This window comes from Oribacterium sp. NK2B42 (assembly GCF_000424445.1).
Lineage (GTDB): Bacteria > Bacillota > Clostridia > Lachnospirales > Lachnospiraceae > Oribacterium.
This window is the reverse complement of the sequence record NZ_AUJX01000055.1, coordinates 1-20,651: the sequence shown is the minus strand read 5'-3', so window position 1 is coordinate 20,651 and position 20,651 is coordinate 1. Positions and strand designations below refer to the sequence as shown.

The 20,651-nt window shown below is 42.5% G+C and carries 17 protein-coding genes and 1 pseudogene; 6 read left to right on the top strand and 12 right to left on the bottom strand.

Annotated elements, in window-relative coordinates; translation table 11 throughout:
* Positions 1-19 precede the first annotated feature (19 nt).
* The gene (locus tag G625_RS0112760) at positions 20-1,351 is read left to right on the top strand and encodes an IS200/IS605 family element transposase accessory protein TnpB (protein WP_029201424.1); all 1,332 of its coding nucleotides are present in this window, start codon (positions 20-22) and stop codon (positions 1,349-1,351) included.
* Positions 1,352-1,507: 156 nt separating this feature from the next.
* Here the strand turns inward: G625_RS0112760 and G625_RS0112755 are convergent, their stop codons facing one another.
* The 4 genes from G625_RS0112755 to G625_RS0112740 form a co-directional block, all read right to left on the bottom strand.
* A complete protein-coding gene (locus G625_RS0112755; RefSeq protein ID WP_029201423.1) occupies positions 1,508-1,705 on the bottom strand; it encodes a hypothetical protein in 198 nt (65 codons plus the stop codon).
* Positions 1,671-2,192, bottom strand: a complete 522-nt coding sequence (locus G625_RS0112750; RefSeq protein WP_029201422.1) for a hypothetical protein — start codon at positions 2,190-2,192, stop codon at positions 1,671-1,673. Before G625_RS0112750 ends, G625_RS0112755 begins: the two co-directional genes overlap by 35 nt.
* Positions 2,193-2,293: 101 nt before the next feature.
* Positions 2,294-2,959 carry a DNA-directed RNA polymerase subunit alpha C-terminal domain-containing protein gene (locus G625_RS0112745; RefSeq protein ID WP_156885127.1) on the bottom strand — a complete coding sequence of 222 codons (666 nt, stop codon included), beginning with the start codon at positions 2,957-2,959 and terminating at the stop codon, positions 2,294-2,296.
* A 165-nt stretch (positions 2,960-3,124) separates the two neighbouring features.
* Complete coding sequence (locus G625_RS0112740) at positions 3,125-4,825, bottom strand: hypothetical protein (protein ID WP_029201420.1); 1,701 nt, start codon at positions 4,823-4,825, stop codon at positions 3,125-3,127.
* Between the two features lie 196 nt (positions 4,826-5,021).
* Between G625_RS0112740 and G625_RS0112735 the strand changes: the two genes are divergently transcribed.
* On the top strand, positions 5,022-5,876 hold the full coding sequence (locus tag G625_RS0112735; protein WP_029201419.1) for a hypothetical protein: 855 nt from the start codon (positions 5,022-5,024) through the stop codon (positions 5,874-5,876).
* Positions 5,877-5,908: 32 nt separating this feature from the next.
* On the opposite strand, the pseudogene G625_RS22015 reads toward G625_RS0112735, so the two are convergent.
* From G625_RS22015 to G625_RS0112715, 4 genes and pseudogenes are all read right to left on the bottom strand, one after another.
* Positions 5,909-6,079 (bottom strand): annotated as a pseudogene (locus G625_RS22015) (cold shock domain-containing protein); the annotation flags it as partial.
* A gap of 36 nt (positions 6,080-6,115) precedes the next feature.
* A complete protein-coding gene (locus G625_RS21470) occupies positions 6,116-8,368 on the bottom strand; it encodes a VirD4-like conjugal transfer protein, CD1115 family (RefSeq protein WP_049895894.1) in 2,253 nt (750 codons plus the stop codon).
* A 2-nt stretch (positions 8,369-8,370) separates the two neighbouring features.
* Positions 8,371-9,018 carry a hypothetical protein gene (locus G625_RS0112720; RefSeq protein ID WP_029201418.1) on the bottom strand — a complete coding sequence of 216 codons (648 nt, stop codon included), beginning with the start codon at positions 9,016-9,018 and terminating at the stop codon, positions 8,371-8,373.
* Positions 9,019-9,162: 144 nt separating this feature from the next.
* Positions 9,163-9,906, bottom strand: coding sequence for a hypothetical protein (locus tag G625_RS0112715; protein WP_029201417.1), 744 nt, complete (start codon positions 9,904-9,906; stop codon positions 9,163-9,165).
* A 556-nt stretch (positions 9,907-10,462) separates the two neighbouring features.
* On the opposite strand from G625_RS0112715, the gene G625_RS0112710 reads away from it, so the two are divergent.
* From G625_RS0112710 to G625_RS0112700, 3 genes are all read left to right on the top strand, one after another.
* A complete protein-coding gene (locus tag G625_RS0112710) occupies positions 10,463-12,118 on the top strand; it encodes an amidohydrolase (protein WP_029201416.1) in 1,656 nt (551 codons plus the stop codon).
* A gap of 79 nt (positions 12,119-12,197) precedes the next feature.
* The gene (locus G625_RS0112705) at positions 12,198-12,485 is read left to right on the top strand and encodes a hypothetical protein (protein ID WP_029201415.1); all 288 of its coding nucleotides are present in this window, start codon (positions 12,198-12,200) and stop codon (positions 12,483-12,485) included.
* 95 nt (positions 12,486-12,580) lie between these two features.
* Positions 12,581-14,290 (top strand): amidohydrolase, encoded by a 1,710-nt coding sequence (locus G625_RS0112700; protein ID WP_029201414.1) that lies wholly within the window; start codon positions 12,581-12,583, stop codon positions 14,288-14,290.
* 119 nt (positions 14,291-14,409) lie between these two features.
* Here the strand turns inward: G625_RS0112700 and G625_RS0112695 are convergent, their stop codons facing one another.
* From G625_RS0112695 to G625_RS0112680, 4 genes are all read right to left on the bottom strand, one after another.
* On the bottom strand, positions 14,410-15,516 hold the full coding sequence (locus G625_RS0112695) for a sigma factor (protein ID WP_029201413.1): 1,107 nt from the start codon (positions 15,514-15,516) through the stop codon (positions 14,410-14,412).
* Between the two features lie 643 nt (positions 15,517-16,159).
* Entirely contained in the window at positions 16,160-17,950 is a 1,791-nt protein-coding gene (locus G625_RS0112690) for a hypothetical protein (RefSeq protein ID WP_029201412.1), read from the bottom strand.
* Between the two features lie 332 nt (positions 17,951-18,282).
* Positions 18,283-19,524, bottom strand: a complete 1,242-nt coding sequence (iscB, locus tag G625_RS0112685) for an RNA-guided endonuclease IscB (RefSeq protein WP_029201411.1) — start codon at positions 19,522-19,524, stop codon at positions 18,283-18,285.
* 336 nt (positions 19,525-19,860) lie between these two features.
* Positions 19,861-20,361, bottom strand: a complete 501-nt coding sequence (locus tag G625_RS0112680; protein WP_029201410.1) for a hypothetical protein — start codon at positions 20,359-20,361, stop codon at positions 19,861-19,863.
* 105 nt (positions 20,362-20,466) lie between these two features.
* Here G625_RS0112680 and G625_RS22490 point away from each other — a divergent pair, with 105 nt between their 5' ends.
* On the top strand, positions 20,467-20,628 hold the full coding sequence (locus G625_RS22490) for a hypothetical protein (protein WP_156885126.1): 162 nt from the start codon (positions 20,467-20,469) through the stop codon (positions 20,626-20,628).
* The last annotated feature ends 23 nt before the right edge of the window (positions 20,629-20,651 follow it).

The window sequence follows — 20,651 nt, the reverse complement described above, 5'->3', positions numbered from 1 at the left end:
TAGAAAGGAGGCTCACAGTATGAAGATCTATTCCACTTACAGCGTAAAGATCAAACATTACAACAGTATATTCAAAAATACTATAAGTGTGTATAGACATGCTGTGGACTATCTCATAACAGTCTGCCTCAATGAGTGGAAAATCCTATCCCTAATAGATGGTAGCCTTTTACGTCAACAGTTCGTAGAGCGTTTATGCCATTCGACAAAAGATAATCCATCTCCAAGATATCCGGACTTTGACATGAAGTTCTATAAGATGCCCAGCTATATGCGCCGGGGTGCCATTAACGAAGCTATCGGTAAAGTATCATCTTATATGGGGAACCTTTCTAACTGGATGAAAAATCCTGTTGGTAGCAGACCGTCATACCCAAAAGCAGGTTTTATTTATCCGGCAATGTACCGTACTGTGATGTATGACCAGACGGGCAAGTATACTGCCAAGATAAAAGTATATATCCGTAATACATGGGACTGGATAAACATTGACCTTAAAAAGTCCGATATGGATTATGTTTGCAGACGTTGCAATGAACGTAAACAGTGTGCCCCTACACTCCAAAAACGAGGCAAGGAATGGTTCCTGGATTTTCCGTTTGAGGAAAAGGTAAAACTATCAAATACTTCGGTACATGATCAGACCATTGTTGCCGTAGACCTTGGCATTAACATAGCAGCTACGGTTTCTGTGATGCATCCAGATGGCACTATTCTCGGGAGACACTTCTGTAGTCTCAAAAGAGAAACAGACCATCTCGGACACAGCATAAACCGTATCAAGAAGGCACAGCAACACGGCAATCGCAAAATGCCACGGCTTTGGGCTAAAGCCAAAGGTATAAACCATAACATAGCTACTAAAACTGCAAACTTTATCATGGAGACCGCCGTACTCTACAATGCAGATGCAGTAGTGTTCGAGCACCTGGATAGGAAAGGCAAGGCAAGTGGTTCAAAAAAGCAGAGACTCAAGTTATGGCGTAGTCAGGAAGTACAGTCCATCGTCACAAATAAAGCCCACAGGCTTGGTATGCGTATAAGCCATGTCAATGCATGGGGAACATCAAAACTGGCATATGACGGCAGTGGATATGTGCTCCGAGGCAGAGATGGCGGCTTTAACACATACGAACTCTGTAAGTTCCAGAACGGAAAAACATACAACTGTGATTTATCTGCATCCTACAATATAGGAGCAAGATATTTTATACGTGAGATATTAAAATCCTTGGATGTGAATTCAAGGTTACTTGTTGAGGCAAAAGTTCCTCAATGCAGTAAGAGAAGCACCAGCACGTTATCTACATTAATTAACCTCAATGCGGAGCTTATGTCCTTAGCGGCATAAGTATCTGAGTTAAGGCTGAATGGTAGAAACGCAGTCCACCCTCTTAAAGAGGGGTTATGTAAAAAAATAAGAGAACAATGGCATCGCCATCTTTCTCTTATTTGCTCACATATTTGGAAGCACGCGACTTTAGTCGTGTGAGGCTTCACAAGTACTCTATTTTTTCAAGCTTAACGCAATTTCAAACTCTTTTTCAAATTGCAGTTCTTTTTGTGAGTCAAGCTCCGGTATTTCTATCATTTTTTTATCCCATGATGAAAGATATATCGCATTTGATATCAACAGACTTTTCCGTCCTTCTCTTCCGGCAGCGATACTTTCACAGTTCTTCTTCCAAATCTTCTTCAGGTCCATCATGACTCTCTTGTTTTTCCGAAAGATCATACACTCTGTTCTTGAACTCCGGATTTTCAGGCCAAGTATCATCGTCCTGTTCATCCGCAAACCACGAATCAATGTCATCAGAATTGTCTACTATGTCTTCGATTTCTGCATCCTCTTTCAAACCGGTGTTCAAGTATTCTGGAGATGTATCATCTGCTGTGGCTTCTTCCTGAAATCTTCTTGCATACACAGCTGTGTCTATGCCATAGATCTGGTCCTTTAGAAGAGTGGATTGTTCTTCTTTTCTCTCATCCACATCCCTTCCGTAAGAATATACTCCGTCGTGGTTAGTGTCGGTCATGTATCCGAGACTGTCCCCGTTATAATCGACACCGTCATCATAACCTACCTCTTCTTCTGTACCCAATATTTGTCCATCACCAATATATTTGTTCTCCGGATCATATAAGTGGTTCTTTTTCATTAAATCGTACTCTTCAGCTTGTGTTAGATTCATGTGTTAAGCTCCTTTCGTCTTTCTTTATACCTGAATTATGGAAGGGGAAAACTGTTTTAAAGGCACAAAAAATGCGAGATCAAAGATCCCGCATCTAGATTTTATTTAATCTCAAAGCCGAATTCTCTTGCCTTGTTTATGATTTCCTCTACCGTTCTTGGTCCAAGGTTCCTTGTGTATAAAAGTTTTTCTCTGGTCATGTCACCAAGATCCTTAATTGTTTGAAGCCCCGACCTTTTTAAACAATTATAAGCTCTTACAGAAAGTCCAAGATACGAGATCGGCTTTTCATATATGCTTGTACCGGTGGCTTCTGTGTCATTTGACGTTGTTGGTTTTTCTTCGATTTGTTCTCTTATCGTTTGTATATCCGATTTAAGTTGAGAAAGCGAATCGACGAATTCATCCTTGTGTTTAAGATATGAATTAACTGATTCTTTACCATTACAGATCACATCTATCCGTTCCGGCCTTGAGAGATTCCGAAGTATTCTGTGTTCAATTTCCTGGGTGCGCTGGTGGCATACACCTATGATTTCAGACATCTCTTCGTAGGTTTTTCCCTCTTTGTATCTGAGAATAAGTATTTGCTTATCCCTTTCCTTAAGAGAATCCATCACATACAGTAGGTTTTCTTCTATGGACTCTGCTTCTTTTACGGTACATACTATGCCGATTTCGAGAAGAAGGTTTATAGGCCACCCCTCGTCAGACGGTCTTCCAAGTCCTTTTCTAAGGATGTTAGCTGCATCGTGCAAAGCTTCCACACCCCCGTCTATCTCGTTAAGGTCACAGGTTCTTTGTGCATGATTATTTCAGTCACACCGATTCGCAATCTCTATAAGTTTTTCTGCAAGTTCTATTCTATCAGTCATTGAGAATTCCTCCTGTTGCTTGTATCCTAACTCATTCAAATCTTTTTTAAAGTAAAATTATAGTTCATCATTACTATAATCATATTCTTCCTCTTCATCTTCCATTGCCGGACCTTCATTAAAGCTGAAATCGATAGATATGTCTTCGGTTTCTCTTACGAACTCATCAAATTCTCTTGTATCCATATTTTCTATTACGTCAACCCGCTCGCTTGCGCAGGTATCTACAGTTGCAGTGATATCGTAGGATATCGCATTCTGTATTTCGGATTGCTCCTGTGATAAAAGCTGTACTGCAGGCTCACATGCAAACCAGGTCTCAAGGTGTGCTCTTACATCATCTGAAAGTCCGTATTCAGAAAAATACTGTTCATACAGTACTTTTCCGGTCTCAATGGTTTCTGATGATAACTTATCCCTTAATTCATGGATTTCTTTTTCGGTTATCTTTTCAACGGATTTTCCCTTATCTTCAGTTTCTACCGTTTCCTTTACAGTTGGTGCCCCCATGGCATTACTGATTGCAGCATCTTTGTCAAGATATACGGAAAGGTTAGCGAAATTGCCTTCTCTTACACTCTGCTCCATTATGTCTCTTATAGCATTTCTGTCTTCTGTCAATCGTGCCATTGATGTAAATTCAACAAGCTGTTTTGTCATGGGAAGAAGCTGTTCCTTATAGGCTATCATCTTAACTCGTGCATCAACTTCTTCTCTTTCGTGCTCTTTCCGTACCTCCAAGAGCTTTTCTTCAAGATCTTTCTGCTCGACTCTTTCAAACTGACCATAAGCTTTAAGACCTGCATATACATCAAGCTGAAAGGCATTACTCATGTTTGAATTTCTTGGTATGTCTCTCTCCTGTATGTCCATTTCTGGTGTACGGACATAGAATTTAACACTGTCTGCATCTGCTACAAGGAATCTATTAGGGTGCATGGTATCTACAACTATGGTCTTTTCCATGTTGTTAGCGATATGAGCCATAACACTCTTACAGCTGTCATTAAATTCCTTTTCAAGACTGGTTATGCATCTCCCGGTCTGTCCGGAAAGGAAAATGTGGGATTCGTTGTAGACTTTGTTCTCTTCATTTACTACAACAGGGTCATTCGGAAAAGCAAGTGTGACGGAACCGTCTCTGTTCTTTATTACTGTATGCATAAATCCGATGCCTCTAGACGACATCTGCTCATACTCAAGCTCTGATATGTTCTTGTGTAATGCAACCTCGCGCCCCATCTTATCACAGAATTCTGCCAGCTTATTAGGCTCTATCTCATTGAAATAACTGGTTCTTGCAAGGTTGATGTCATTTACTATATGTCTTGTCTTTTCTGTATCTTCTTTGTCCGGATAATATACGTAAACCGCATTGAATTTGCCTTCCGTATTTTTGTCAGGGATCATATACTGAACAATACTGCACTGTACATGATTCTTCGCAAATTCCTCTTCTATTTTTGTGTGAAGTTTATCTCCTGCAAGGACGTAATGAGTTGGAGCGCTCGGATCAAGGCTCTTCTTTGTGGGATCAAGGGGTGGTTCCTTCTCGTTTTCTTTACCCTTAGGATTTCCTTCATCCCTCCAAGGATAAGTTATTCGAGCATAATTTACTTTTACAAGTGTATCTTTACCTGCACGTCGTGTCATAGGGTCAAATACACTTTCTATCCCCTTGGCAGTAAACAACGCAGCTTCTCCTAATGTGATATCGTCCCATTTAACTGTTAATGGCGGTAATGATACGTTAGCCATGATTTCCTCCTCTGTTTTACAATGTGTTCTTTTTTCTATAAAGCAATTATGTTTACGGATAAATGTTTTAACTTGTGTTTTCTCTATATTCTTGTTTTCTTCTGAAAAATTTTCTAAAATTTCTATCAGCAACCGTATTTCATAAGGATTTGTATCCCATAATTAGAATAGAAATACTTTTAAATTGAGGTGTGCTATGAAACTCAGAGATTTTGAATACAATCCCTTAGGCATTATTAATAAATATCCTTTTTATCCGGAGCTTATGGGTAAACACATAAAGACAAAACCGAATGAAAAAGGTGAAAAACTGATAACGGACTATATCGAGGAAAGAACGCCGAGGATTTTTGATGGGTATGACCAGATAAAAGTACGTCCTGCAAATGGCAGCCTTCGTTCTATCAAAAAGCGTCATGACTTTGTTGAAAGAAAGGCATTGTTAGGTACGGTTACCGTCATTGACCGTAAAGGTTTTGAACAAGCTAATCTTCATCACGAGGAGCGTCTTATTCGTGCGATGTTTAGGCATCTGACACTGAATGTGTTTCATATCCCAATCGAAAAGGAAAATATTCATTATCTCGACAAACTGCCTTCCAATGTAGTAAAGGATTATGTCGCAAGATATTTTCCTTCTAATCCACTTTGGCTTGTGAGCACTGTTTCAGCTTCAAATAACTTTAAGCATCATGATATAGAACGAACTCCTGAGTTATCCGTTGCCACCAGTATCTTTTCATCAATAAGAAGGCAGTACAATCTGATAGACACCGTAACAAATAAACCTGTAAGGCTAAAGCCCGGTGTTTGCACAGCGCCTCACAGAGACGATGAACCCGATGAGCTTTATCAGGTGTATTGCTTTGAAGGGAAAGGGTATCAGACAGACGATGACAAGAAGAATGCTTTCAAGCCTATCCCTATCCTTAAAAGCGGATACCGCTCAACAAAGGAGGACTTTGACAAATCTTTGAGAACCGATGACATGACACCCTTCCTTGATCCTAATAGAAATGAAATCCGTATAGGATTCCAGAGTATGATGTGATTTTTTGCGGCTCTTTACCGAGCCGCATTTTTTCATTCACGGGGCTCTATTTTTTCTGCTACTCTTCTCCCGTTTTCAGTACAGGGAACAAAATCCACTTCCTTACCTGCAATCAACTTTCTAAAGCCTTCAGCTACTATATTTTTTTGATGTGCAAAATAATCATTGCCATCTTCACCAGTGACAAAACCGTATCCTTTATTGGGGTCGTACCATGTGTCATATAATGTATCTCTCCTTTAAATTATTATGTTATCGAGACTCTCCATCAGTGATTCTGTACCTGATGTGGACGTGAAAGTCTGTATGTTATGCTTATCTGTATATCCCTTCATCTCAAAATTATTCTTTGGCTTGCTCTTAAGGGCATTCTTTTCAGTCTTCGTACCATCTGACCGGTGTTGAGTGACAGTAGCACCGTGAGCAAGAAAATTAGCTTCATCTATTTGAGGAACAACCGTCCTGTTTTCAACGTGTTTCTGCAAGAGTGCCTGTGACTGTTCATCTGTTGGAATATCCCTATTCTGCACAGGGCTCATCTGTATGGCTCTTTCGTTAGGTGCTTTCTTCTTTGATGATCTCTGCTGTACGAGTGCTGCTATCCTTTTTCTTTTTCTTTCAAGAACCTTTATGTCCTCTGTTCTTGTGTTGCAGTATTCGAATACATAAGGGCCCAGTTCACAACTCTTCTGGAACCTCTCATCTCTAGGGGTGTCATACTTCTTATCGTAGAAAGCATATTGGCCCTGTATTAAGACAAGACACTCATCAGGAGCTAGACGTCTAATCTCATCTACAGTCATAAGCATACGTTTCGTATACTTGAATGATGTTGATGATGAATTTCTTGATCCATGTGAATAAGAATGGTCTCTTACTCTTATGGTGGTCTCGCCTATTCTTTTTGAGAGGTTTTCCATAGTGGAAAGCTCGTTTCCACCAAGGTAAATGTATGTTGAACATGCACCGATGATGGTCTCATAATCATCCTTATAGAGCATCTTTATCTGAGACTCGGCCTGTACAAAGATAAGGGCTTCAATATTGTATTTTCTACAGGTTGTGAGCTTATTTTGGAACCCAGGAATGACTCCGATGTTCGCGAACTCATCCAGCACTAGGCGTACATGATGAGGAAGTGCACCGTCATTACATTCAACCTGTCCATGATAGTAAAGAGTATCAAAGAGCTGTGTGTACATAAGGTTAACCAGTGCCTTATAGGCATTGTCTCCGGAAGGTACTACGATGAATATCGCTGTCTTTCTGTCACCTGTAAGCTCCAGTTCCATCTGATCCGTAGATGTGAGATTCTTAACGGCATTGATATTGAACATTGAAAGTCTTACGGATGTGGTGATAAGGATTGACTGTGCTGTCTTATCACTTGCCTGCTTAAAGATGTCATACTGCTTTACACAGATATCATCTTTGTCATAGGAACGTATCTCATTAAATAGCTTATCAAGACTTGTTTCGGTCTGTTTGGGATCCGCTTTTGCACGACGTAGCATATTGGCGATAGTGGCAAAATTCTGGAACTGCTTACTCTGGTATATGGTCACGTAAAATACAAGTGCCTGCAGAAGTGCCATTTCCGCTTTCTCCCAGAATGGATCACTGCTTGCCTTTACACCGTCATTTGTTGCATTGATGAATGACTGTATAAGAGTAAGGACATCCTGTTCGCTTCTTAAATAATTGAACGGATTGTACGTGTTTGAATGTACCATGTCGATGAGGTTAAGAACCTTTATGTTGTATCCGTTTTCTTCGAGATAATTTCCTGTTTTCTTCAATAGTTCTGATGATGGGTCCGTTATAACGAATGAATCATGAGCAGAGCACAGATTCGGAAGTACAACACGGAAACTTTTACCGGTACCGGGACCACCGACGCATATGGCGTTAAGGTTGAATCCCGTAACTCTTGTGTTAAGTGCAATCTGACAATGCTGTGAATATATCTGGTTTACCTCTCCTATTTCATAATTGCTCTTCGCATATTTTTGACCAAGCGGATAATTGTAAACCATGTTGAAGTCCTTTACGAGCTTAGGAGTCATGAACTTTGCAGTACCCTGCTGTTCGTAATCCGCATAGTGACGATTATTTATTCTGTCCATGACAAAATAGAAGATCATAAGGGCATATCCACCGAGGACCCATAAAAGCTGCTGTATAAAAGCTCCGCCAAAATAAACCTTACCTGCCTCGCCTGATAGTCCATCCATAAATCTGTAGAGAGGAGCCATTTCCTGGTCATAATACTCAACTCCATAATTGCCCTTTGAGCAGTAGTATATGAGGACAATACCGAGCACCACAGCCGTAATAACGTTTTGCGCCGTTCCCCCGCTCTGACTCTTGAAAGGGTTATGTGTTTTTACAGGTTTTGGCTGTTTGACCTTCTTTTGTGTATGTGGTTTCTTGTTCTTCCTTTCAATAGAACTATCGACCATATCGAGGGCTTTTTGTCTTATTATATTCATCCTTACTTACCCTCGTCCTTCACTTCTTCTTTTTCGCCGATAGGGAAAAATTTAAGATATATATCCGGAGCAATTTTACCGAGTTTACTCTGTATCTCCATTTCGCTCATTCGTCTGAAGTGGTCCTTCTGCCCGTCTCCTATCTGTATTGAAAAGTAATCGCCTCTCGGCATCCTGTAATAGTAAGTCCTTACTGTTTTGTTTTTATCATGCCAGTCATCTGTTGTGAGAAGATTTGCATAATCTGTATCGTAAAGTACTCCGCCAAGGACAATCCTTAATTTCGGACGGTGGGTTCTCAGATACCAGGCTGAACGCCACTTGGGTACATTGTAAGGGAATGTGATATCGCTATAGATCAGTGCCTTATATAAAGGATTCCGGTCTACCCATTTAGGATTCAGTATCTGTTCATCTCCGGATCCGATAAACTTTTCCGGCTCTTTTTCTTCCTGTTTTTTACCTGCTTCTGTATTATCGTCTTTGTAGAATTTCCCCCATCCCGTGGCAAGCTCATTAGTGCCACAGTAATCACATTTGATGGTGCTAAGCTCCACGTGATATTCTCTATTTCCATAACGGATCAGTTCAACGCCGTTAGATTCGTATAATTGCCGTCCGCAAAACGGACATATTAAAACTGCGCTCATAATCAAACTCTCCTTTCGGTTTAATTATGGGAATAGTTTTTTCTCTATAAGTATTATTTGAGAGATTTTTTGAACTTTTTGGTAAGAAAGTTTTTTAACAATAAAAAAAGTCGAACCCATGGCACGACTTTTACCGAATCTATCTTATACAGCCTCACACTGTTCTTTTTGAGCCCTGTGCAAGCGTCTTAAATGATTCTGCCTCATAAGGGTAACCCTTAACACGTGATAATGACAATTATCTCGTTGTTCCTCCGGCAGAGAATAATGAAGAAAATCTAACGGGAACTGGAAAAGATCCCTGCAGGCTGAAGTTAATTTATATTCGTTTATAAGCTTTTTGCAGTCGCCTTTTGAAAAGAAATTATACATTTCCCTTATAGAGCTAAAAGGGCGTGCGAGTTGGAGCATCCTTGCAAAACATATGCAGGCTCTTTCTAGACCTTCATTGTTTTCTGTCGCAAAGAAACCTTTCTGGAATCTTGGAATCTCTCCGGATATAACTTTGTCGTAATAGCTTTCAACCGCTGCTCTTGCATCGTATGGAAACTCGTCCGGATACATAAGATGAACAAGGTAATGAAGATTGTTCATTGGAGTTAATTCTGCCGGGAATTTTATTCTCTGTGAAACAAGACCGTTCAGATGGAGATGCTTAAGGATATCCTCGGAAATATTTGCAGCTGTCTGTTCGGGAGTCCATCCCATGTAACATTCGAAGGCATACTTAATGACTTCTATAGCCCTCTGCTGATCAGTGGATGTGTACTCCTTTCGACCATTGTATGATGATAAGAACAGCTCCTTTCCAAGTGACGGCTTTTGACCAAACATTACCTGATCGTAAAGGTAATAAAGATCGGCATTTTCATCCTCAAAATATTTCATTTTTCCCTCTTCTCTTTCTAACGATACATATCGTTCAAAAATTGTGGGCCATATTTTCTGCATTAAGTATCATAATCATGTCCTATTATTTGAGTATGCAATAGCACTACAGGTACATTCGGAGTGCTTGTTTGTAAATAAACAGATGTAGTTGGTAATAATCTTATTTATTTCCTTAATGCAAAAGAGTATACATATGGCCAATTGTTAGTTTACCTTTTAATTATGGGAAGATTTTTTTCCACTTTTGTAATTTTTGTGCCTATACTTTTTTATGGTTTGGTTAAATATATTTTATTTATCATTTTGGATTAATATATGAGCGTACATTCTTCAAAAAGTTAGGGATAAATCATCTTATTCCTGTGATATAATCGAACCAGTGTCAGACTATAAGGCTGCTTCATAAAGCCCTCTTTCAACATTGCCGCTTTTGTGAAATGACAGTAGCAGCGTGTATATTGCCGAAGGGGATCCCCATAAGGCGACCGCAAAGAAGGAGAGCAGGTACATCAAATCTAAGGAAGAAAATATAAAACAATTAGGAGATATTAGCATGAAAGCAGACAGGATCATCAAAAACGCGAAAATCTTCACCTCGGATAAGGACAGACCGATGGCAAGTGCCCTTGCGGTGAAGGACGGGAAGTTTGTTTATGTGGGCGACGAGGCCGGACTTTCGGCGTATGAGGGTCCCACCACCGATCTCGGGAGCAAATTCATCATGCCCGGCATCATAGACAGCCACGTCCATGTGACCATGCCCGTCGGATTTGAATACGCGGATCTCGGCAAACAGATTCAGTGCGAGGGTAAGCAGGAGCTTATGAAAGCCATGTCGGAGTACATTGCGGAGCACCCCGGCGAGAAACGCTACAAATTCCTTTTTGACAGAAGGTTTCTGCACGGGGAAGAGATCACGAAGGAAGATCTCGATGCGATCTGCCCTGACGCTGAGCTACAGATACAGGAAGCTGAGTGTCACAGCCTTTGGGTGAACAGCAAGCTCCTTGAGCGGCACGGCATTACAGACGACACGCCGGACCCCGTGCCGGGCCTTAGCTACTATGTCCGTAAGGATGGACATGTAACCGGAAATATCTTTGAAGGGTCAGCAGAGGTTCCGATCATGCTCGACAGCGCCATGGATCTGACCGATGAGCAGATCGACACGGCACTTCAGCGCTGGATCGATTTTTCCGTTGATGTTGGTGTGTGCTGTGTCTTTGATTCAGGCATCCCGGGCTATCCCCAATTCCACGAGCGGGTTTACCAGCGTCTGCGTGCTCTGGACCTGCAGGGAAAGCTGCCGGTTTATATTGACGGATGCTATGTGATCGCGGCGCATTGGGAGGCGGAGGAAGGCTTAAAAGAGCTGAAGCGTTTCCGGCAGGAATACAATACGGAGCACCTGAAGATCCATACCATGAAGATCTTTATGGATGGTACACAGACCCTCCATACCGCGGCTCTGGTCACTCCTTACGCGGATACGGGGGAGACCGGCGTCACGGCCTTCAATGTGGAAGAGCTTGCGGATCTCCTTAGAAAGCTCAACGAAGAAGGATTGGACCTGCACCTGCATTGCGGAGGAGAGGCTGCTTCCCGTGTGGCTCTGGATGCCGTTGAAATCGTCAAAAAAGAGCTGGGCGATGCCTACCATGTGAAGGTGACCTGCGCCCATCTTATCACCCAGCATGATGATGATCTGGGTCGTTTTGCCAAGCTTGGCGTCTTCGCGAATTATACGCCGAACTGGCATGCCGACGATCCCGCACCCCTTGCGCCTATATTGGGCGAGGAGCGCGTTCGGAAGATATACCGTTCCAAAACTGTGTGGGACACCGGCGCCCTGGTGACCTGGTCAAGCGACTCAATCGCTTTTTTGGATTTTATGCAGTGGAACCCCTATCAGGGCATGGAAATCGGAATGACGCGGCAGATCACCGAGAAGACTAGGCATTATCCGTTTAAGAGAACGGCCGAAGTGCTTCCTCCGCTCAACGAACGGATGAACATAGAAGAAATGCTTCTGGGATATACGATCAACGGAGCCATTCAGCTTGGCATCGAGAACCAAAAGGGTTCCATCAAGGCCGGCAAGGACGCGGACTTCCTGGTGTTTGACAACGATCTGCTCACGGCGGAGCAGGAGGGCTTCAGCTACAACTCGCCGAAAGATGTTTATTTCAGCGGAAAGAAAGTGAAATAACGTATATTGGGCTAACCGCAATTAGTGGTTGAAGATTATATAATGTATGGGTATTTTTTAATAAGTTAGGAGATTGTTAATGATAGCAGAAATAATATGTGAAGACTGTCATTCTGAGACATCAGTATATGCACATGTTGTAAGAGAAGACCTTAAATATACTAAGCTGGCATATTTACTGGATACAAAGCTTAAAACAGAGGACTTTAATATTTGGCTAAAAAGCAAAGAAGAAAATGGCACAGCTTATTACAAAGAGGACAAGCTTATAATTGATGGAGAGGAAGTTCTCGACGGGTTTCAGCGGTGGGAACAAAGTGGCCGCGTATGTTCTGAGTGTGGTTCTAAAAATTGTCATTGGTTTTAAGGAAGGCGAGAGTGGATTTTTCAACCACTTTTTTCGGATACCCGTATATGTCTGACAAGTAGTTCAATCTGATTATTTAACAGGAGGAATCATTTATGAATAATATCTCCGAAAAGCTGAACCAGGCCGGTTTCCAGTTTGATGTGAAGGACCAGTTCGCCGAGAGGGTCATTTACGGTAATTTCTACACGGTGGACAAAAAGAATCCCAAGGCCGAGGCCGTGGCGATCTTCGGGGGCCATTTCATCTACGTCGGCGACGTGGAGGGCGTCAAGGAGCTCATCGGCGAGAACACGAAGGTAGAGCGCTATGAGGGCGGCCTGATTATCCCCGGCATGTCCGATGGTCATTGCCACTGCTCCGTCGGCGGCGCGGTGGAGCTTTTCGAGGCAAATCTGCTGAAGGTCTTCGATGTTGACGAATTTATAGGCCGGATCAAGACGCTTATTGAGAAGCATCCGGAATATGAGGTCTACCAGGGCTTCGGCTTCCTCCCTGTGAAGGAAGTATTCGGCCCCTTCGGTCCCACCGCGGATATGCTGGACGGTCTCTCGGACAAGCCCATTGTCCTCGCGGACATGGGCCTTCACTCCTACCTGGTGAACCATGCCGCCATGAAGCGCCTCGGCATCAGCAAGGATACGCCCGATGTCAGCGACGGCATCGTTGTCCGATATGAGGACGGCACCCCCACCGGCTGGTTCCGCGAGGGCGCCATGGCCTATATCAAGCCGCTCGTCGGCTTCACGGTGGAGCAGTACAAGGAAGGCTTCCTGCGTTATCAGGAGGAGTATCTCGCCCATGGCATGACTATTTTCATGGACGCGATCATCAACTGGGACTACACCGACAACGAGGTACTGGCGCTGCACGAGCTCGACAAAGAGGGCAAGCTCAAGATGCACGCCTACGGCGCCTACCAGGTGTTCCAGGCGGAGGGTCACGACACCATCGCCGAGGTCGAGCACGCAGCCGCCCTCAGAGAGCGCACGAAGGGCCCCATGTTCGATCTGATCAACACCAAGATCCAGCTGGACGGCACAATCTCGCCCACCCTCGGGACCGCCTATATGAAGCAGGCCTACTGCGATCCCGAGTCGCAGAAGATTAATAACCACGGACAGCTCCGTATGGACATGGACACTCTCACCGCGGTGTACAGAAGATCCCATGAGCTCGGCATGGCGGTGCACCTGCACGCCATCGGCGACGGGGCGCTGGCCATGGCACTGGACGCCATTGAAAAAGCCAATGCGCAGACCGGACCCTGTGATCTCCGGGACGCAGTCGCGCACCTGGAGGTCGTGGACCATGCGGACATCCCCCGCATGGCAAAGCTGGGCGTTGTGGCTTCCACCGACCCGTTCTGGATCCCCCTGCCGCCTGAGCTCGAGCCCATCCAGAGCTACGGCCTGGGCAAGGAGCGCACGGCGGCCATGCATCCGATAAAGTCCTTCTTCGATGAGGGCGTTGTCGTGTCCTCCGCCAGTGATTACCCCATCACCTACCCAGCCTATGCGCTGGAAGGTATTCAAATGGGCGTGACCCGTTATCAGCCGGGCCGTCCGGACTCCCTGCATTGCCCCTCCGAGTGCGCTACGGTTGATCAGATGATCCAGGCCTGCACCCTGAACGCGGCTCGCCAGTTCCAGTCCGAGGACCGGTACGGCAGCATCAGCGTCGGCAAGGAGGCGGACATGGTCGTGCTGGAGCAGGATATCACCGCCTGCGATCCCGCAAAGATAGTGGATACCTCCGTTCTGCGCACCATGGTTGGCGGCGAATGGGTCTACACCCGTGCGTAAAAAAACCCCTTTCTTCCCCCTGCCTGCGCGGGCATGGACATCTTTTTATTTAAATTCCAAAAAAGTAGCGTATCCGAAAATATCGGATACGCTACTTTTTTCAGTCTTACAAGGGTTTATTAAACTACCAAATACCCCTCTTCAGGAGCAAGATCGAGCATATTCTCATCCTGTGAGCTGAGATTAATGATATTTAAAAGAGATGAGTTTGGCTCTTTGCCATAACCAAGTCCGGCTGCAAGTCTCTTGATAACAGGATCGAAACTGGCTGCAGTAGTTACTTCTTTTACAGCACGACGTATCTTATCTTCCTCTCCGACTCTTCCAAGTCTTTTTGCAATCTCTGGTACATCAATGTGCTCTATTCTGTTCATCTCAAAAAGGAAAATATCTTCATCTACACAGATTTCTGATAATCTCTCTACAATCTTCTCACCAAGTACCTTGCGAATAGCTGCTGACTCTGGATTCTCATATGCAAGTGACTGGTTTTCATCTCCTGCGATGTATGAATCATACTGTTCCATTGCATCAAGGTGACCTGTCTTAATCTTCATGGCACGGAGAGTGGTCTCGATATTGCTTCGAGATTCCCCGGTCTCTACGATGTAGTCCCTAATAGTAGCTTCATAGCCATATTCCTTGCACTGCTTGTCGATCTTATTGATCTTGCGACGAAGTGCTGCATCGCTAGGCGATGTGCAGTTCTTCATTTCATTTGTAACAGCAACCATTCCTGACTTCAGGTGTATATAGAAGAATGTAGAAGGAGCTATTCCCCTTGAACCATCATATTTGCCAAGGTTTCTGATGAGATTTTCACATGCTGACTGTGTAAGGTCTTCAGCGAAAGAAGGATCCCTTCTTACATACTCTTTGAACTTTGTGCTTATGATGGATCTGATAACACCCTTCATATAAGAGAGTGCTTCAACCTGTGCATCCTGGATCTCATATTCCATGGAATCAGGATCATTTACAACGGCTGCGATTCGTGTGAAGATCTTAATCATCTCTTCCTTAGGCTTTATTTCTGCATCAGGCAGAACGTCACGGGCAAAACTCTTTTCTGACTCGTCAAGAGCGACATACTCATCTTCACTGTCATCATAATCACGTACTTCATAATCAGCGCAATTAAAATCGTCATACATATCATCGAGCGCTACATCAGATAATCCCTTGTTTGTAAAATACTCTTTAAAACTATCCTTTGAACTAGTCATTACTCAATCCCCCCAAAAAATCTTTTCATACTGACTCTTTTTACCCCTAAGTTGCGTTGCTTTTCTACCCCAAAAACCTGCAATGTATCCTGCCCGGATATTTTGTTTTGTTGTCCGGTGTATCTGTAAGCTTGTAATATGATTTCTTGTGCAATTGTTCTAAAATCTATAGATTTATTATATGAACAATTACTAAAACAACTGTAGCATAGTATCACGTGCTTGACAAATCGGACAAGGCTGCTGATAGAAATTTTCGATTAAACCGGTTTTTGTATTTGAATAAATACAATAAAGCATGAAATTCATAAAATGCGGAGGAATGGTTTTATTTTTAAGAATCAAAAAAGCCTCCCGCATCTCGCGAAAGGCTTAGTAATTGTATCAGGTATAAATTTAGTGAAAAACCATCCGCGCATCTATAGAAAACAATATCAACATAAACCTGCTGATATGAATCTACATCTGTATGAATTTGTTCTCCACTATGTCTTTACGGTTTAGCGTCCGCTTCCGACAATTGGGATTATACGCTTGCATAATTAACGAGTCAACATCTTTTTAAGAATCGGCATTAAAAGGTTCTTTTTAATAGTTGGTGTTGCAGTCTAAATTCTTACTCTTTTTTATCGTATTTTATTAATCAGGCTCCTTCCTGGCTGAATAGAATAAGTCTGGTTGCATCATCGCTTGTAAAATCAAAGACTCCTTCTTTCCAGAATCCCCTTACCACACGCTCTATACCACCGTATGTGTAACGAAGCTCGTTTCTGGGAAGTCGTGGGAGTGCTGTTTTTACACCGTTTAACTCTACGAATCCGGTTATTGGAATGTATTCTTCTCCGCCGTTATAACATTTGAATGGAACAATAAAGAGAGATGGCTGTCCTTTCTTTTCTAAGCGGAACTGGTCAAGGAACTCATTACTGAAATCCTCCGGTACATTCTTTTTTATTTCCTCTATTGGCTGATATATAGATGCAGTTTTTCCGGTAAGACTTACATGAGATGTGAAAATGCCACTATTCCATGTACCGTAAACTTTGAATGTCTTACCATCTATTGTCATGTTTATTTCATTCTCGCGCTTTTGTGTGACAAAAATGTATTCCTTGTCATTAGGATCTGTAACATGCACAAGTATTTCAGCAAAGGCTGTTCCGGTAGTCCGGTTGTATATCCATGACGGCCAGATGATAAAACGATATGGTCCTATCTCAGCTGCTCCAAAACTACGTTTCAGAACAATTGTATGTATATGGTTAAAGAGCTTACCCCTGTCATTTGAATGATCCGGTTCCTTTTCGTCATCAAATAATTCAAGCTTGGATACCTTTATCTCTTCAGGAACTACATCTTCCTTTTCTTTATTGAGTTTTGGTCTTTTGGGAGTGAATCCAAACAATGGCTTTACAGGCTTATCGTTTTCTTTTTCGTCGTTAGATAAAACCGCTACTTTCTCAGACTCATCCTTTTTTGAAAAAAAGCCTTTTCTTGATACCTCCTGAGCCGGCTTCACAATCGTCTTTATGTTTTCATTGTTTCCGGCATCGGTTTTCTTTCTGAAGAAGCCATGCTTTAAGATCTGATCCTCTTTTACTGTCTCAGTGTTGCTCTCTGTGTTATTGTCCTTAGATGCTACGTTCTCTATGTTTTTTCTTTTGAAAATTGGTCTTCTCTCAAGGAAATCCGGTTCTTCATCTTCTGATTCCAAGTCACTTTCGATATCATTCGCATATGCTGTGAAAGCAGAAAGCGGAGTGTTTTCTTCAGTCTTTTTTTCAGGAACATCATTTTCCGTTCTTGCTTCAACAGCCATGCTGCCATCTTCTTTTATTCTGACTATGGAATGATCAAGTTCTCCTCCAACAAAAAAGGCATCTTCATCCACTATTATGCCCTTGCTTCTTGCAGGCTCATTTTTCTTATTCTCTGCCTTAGGCATTGCATCTTTGCTTTCAGTTTCGGTCTGCTTCTTTGGCTCATCAGAATCTGCTTTAGGCAATGATTCTTCAGTTTCAATGATTGATACTACCGTATCGGACGCTGACTCCTTTGGCATTTCAGCTGTTTCTTTCGAAATCTCTTTCCTTATATCTGATGATATTTCTTTTGTTTCAGCTTCCTCTTTATTAACAGAAACAACTTCTTTGCAGCCAATGATCCTGTCATAGTCATTCCTCAATATGTTCCTTACTGCTCTGTCAGGAACTACGTATGAGTTATTGTTGAACTCAATCCTTATAAGTTTTCCGGATTCGCTTTCCAACACTTCAAAATCTGCGCCTTCATACAGAAGGCCGCAAAATGCATTGTTATGAAGACGATTGTTTAGTGCATGGGCAGCATTATCGTCCTTCTGCTCCCGTTCTGCAAGTAGTTTTGCCTGTACAAGGATATTTGCATAGGCACTAGCGGTGTTAAATAAGTCCATAGATGTTACTCCTCGAATATTCGATTACAATTGCTAATTTGTTTTGTAGTGGATTCTAATCAATTATGGGAGGGGATTTGAACGTATCAGTATTTATTTGAAAATTTTTAAATTTCTTCTTTAATTCTTTAAAAAAAATGCACCACTATGGGTGCATTTGGGTCAAATATGAAAGATTGCTCTTAAGGTTATCTTCACAAGTCTATACAACAGCTTGTTGAAGATTCGGTATCCAATCATGTTTATTATTTTTGTTCCAAGTTTCATAATATTTATCTTTCATAATTAGGGCGGAAACCCACTTGCTTTAGCTGGTGGGAGGAGCCCGTATATCATGCGGATGCAGTCATGTCTACTATATAGCCATGCTGCATAGCCACGAGTTTCAGTTTTTTGCAGCTGATACTTCCATTATTGACTTTTGTACCATCAGGTTTCCTTATATCGAAAAAACCACTGGCCCTTCGTCCATATATGGTATACAGCTCATTATTATACAGAACCTTATCATACAGCCTGAATCCATGTACTTTATATGGTGCCTGGTTTCTTTTACGTATGTTGCCCTTTAGTATCTTACATTTATGTATCTGCCTGTTATGACACCGTACTTTCTTATAGATATATACTGTGCCATCACTTTCAGCTGTCGGGTTGCCACTGATACACCGTGCATCTATATGGTGGTCTTTAGGCAGGTTATTCCTGATGCGTGTATTCTTTGTGATGTATCCATATGTGAGGCTTACATCAGGATATAATCCCTTCAGTCTGTCATACACCGCCCATCTCATGATACCCATAAATGATGCATCCCTGAAGCTCATTCCCCTGCGTATCGTCTTAGGGAGTTTTATTTTTCCCATATGATACTGTTTATGACAGTACTCGCACAGTGTTACGAGGTTGTCAGGTGAATCACCGCCTGTTTTACGACTTTCTATGTGGTGGACATTAAGTATCTTATCCTTTGACTTGCCTTTACAGCACTGGCATACATGACCGTCTCGCCACAGTACGTATTCCCTTGTATTCCAGAACCCCGTTTGTTCACCGTTTTGGTAGTCAGTACCCTGTATATTGGGGGCCTTTATCTTCTTGATATCAAAGGAAGCTGTTTCTACCTTTATACGTGATACAGGGAGAATCTTATGCACCTTCTGTACCATGTTGATATGAGACTCCATCTTCTGTCTTACAGATGGAGCTAACCACTTATTGGAACGTTTACGGTTATCGAATCGCGGCTTACGATACCTTGTCTTACGGTTACGCCTTGTACGGCGCTGCTCGCGTCTAGTGCCTATAAGTTCAACTATGTCGTTTCTTAGTGTGACTTTGGCTTCGAACAATACCTTTTTAATGGTCGTAGCCGATAATCCTATGTTCTTACTGCCTGCATCTACACCTAATAATACATCCTGTGTATAATCTGTAGCATTATATAAAAGCTGTATTGTGAACGGATATCTGTTTATTACTTTAGCAAGACCTGATTTAAGCATCCGTCTCACTTTGCCATACCGCATTGTAGGCATAAGAGGATGTCGGTCTTTACTTATCACATAAACCATATGCGGTACTCCTTTCGTGTATTGATATGTTTTATGCTGTAAGCCGGTACATATCTGACCGTTGGTGTACCATCGCCAAGGTTAAAAAGAGGTTTTTGTCAGCAACACTGCCCCTATACCACAGGGCTGTTTAATCACTGACCTCAGAGCTGCAGACTTGGTACTACATCCACAGGTGACTATGTATTCTCTCTTAACGTAGTGCCGAGGCACTTAGGCTAGTCAACATAGCTTGTTTTTACGCAAGCCCACTACCTTTAGGTGGTGGGTATCATTGACATTACTTTTAACTGTTACATAAGAATTATGGGAGGGGACTCACGGGATAAGGCTTATCTACAACGAAAATCCTAATCGGTGATGCTTTTCTTCTGGCGCATCCTGTTTTTTTAGGTCTACATTCTCAACGTCCTGCATATTGAGAGCCATGATGCTTCTATTACTTATCTTCTTATCAAGATTCATTGCCAATCGGTTAGCTTGATTAGCAGCTGCTTTTTCAAGGAAATTTCTTACATCTCTTGCATTTGCATAGTTCACGATCTTTTCTGTTGATCTTTTCTCGAAATATTCCCTAGTGTATTTAAGGCAGTCCTTGCTTGGAGAATAACTTGCCTTAGTGCACATGAGTTTGAATATGTCGGTCAGTTCCTTCCCGCTATAATCCGGAAAATCAATGTAGGTGTTTATACGGGATCGTATACCCGGATTCATGCTGAGAAAATCCTGCATTTCTTTTGTATATCCCGCAAATATTACAACAAGGTTGTCTCGGTGATCCTCCATCAGCTTTATGAGGGTTGCCACTGCTTCTTTGTAACAGTTCAGCCGACCCATACCAAATGGAGAAACATCCTTTCCTCCATTCGCCCACCCCACTATAAGTAGTGGAAGGACTTATGGTTACGACCCCACCCCTGCTCATGGAGGAAAGGATGGAGAATGATGCAACTTCAAATAGACCAGTCAAACTATGACTGGTCTGCCTGCAAAAAGATCTTTGATGCTCTGAAAAATGTTCATCCCTCGGCGTTTTATTGTCCTTATGACGCTCATTATGTCACAGAACATTTGGATTCCGCTTTCTTTACGAAATCCACCTGACATCTTTTGACGCTGTTTGCACA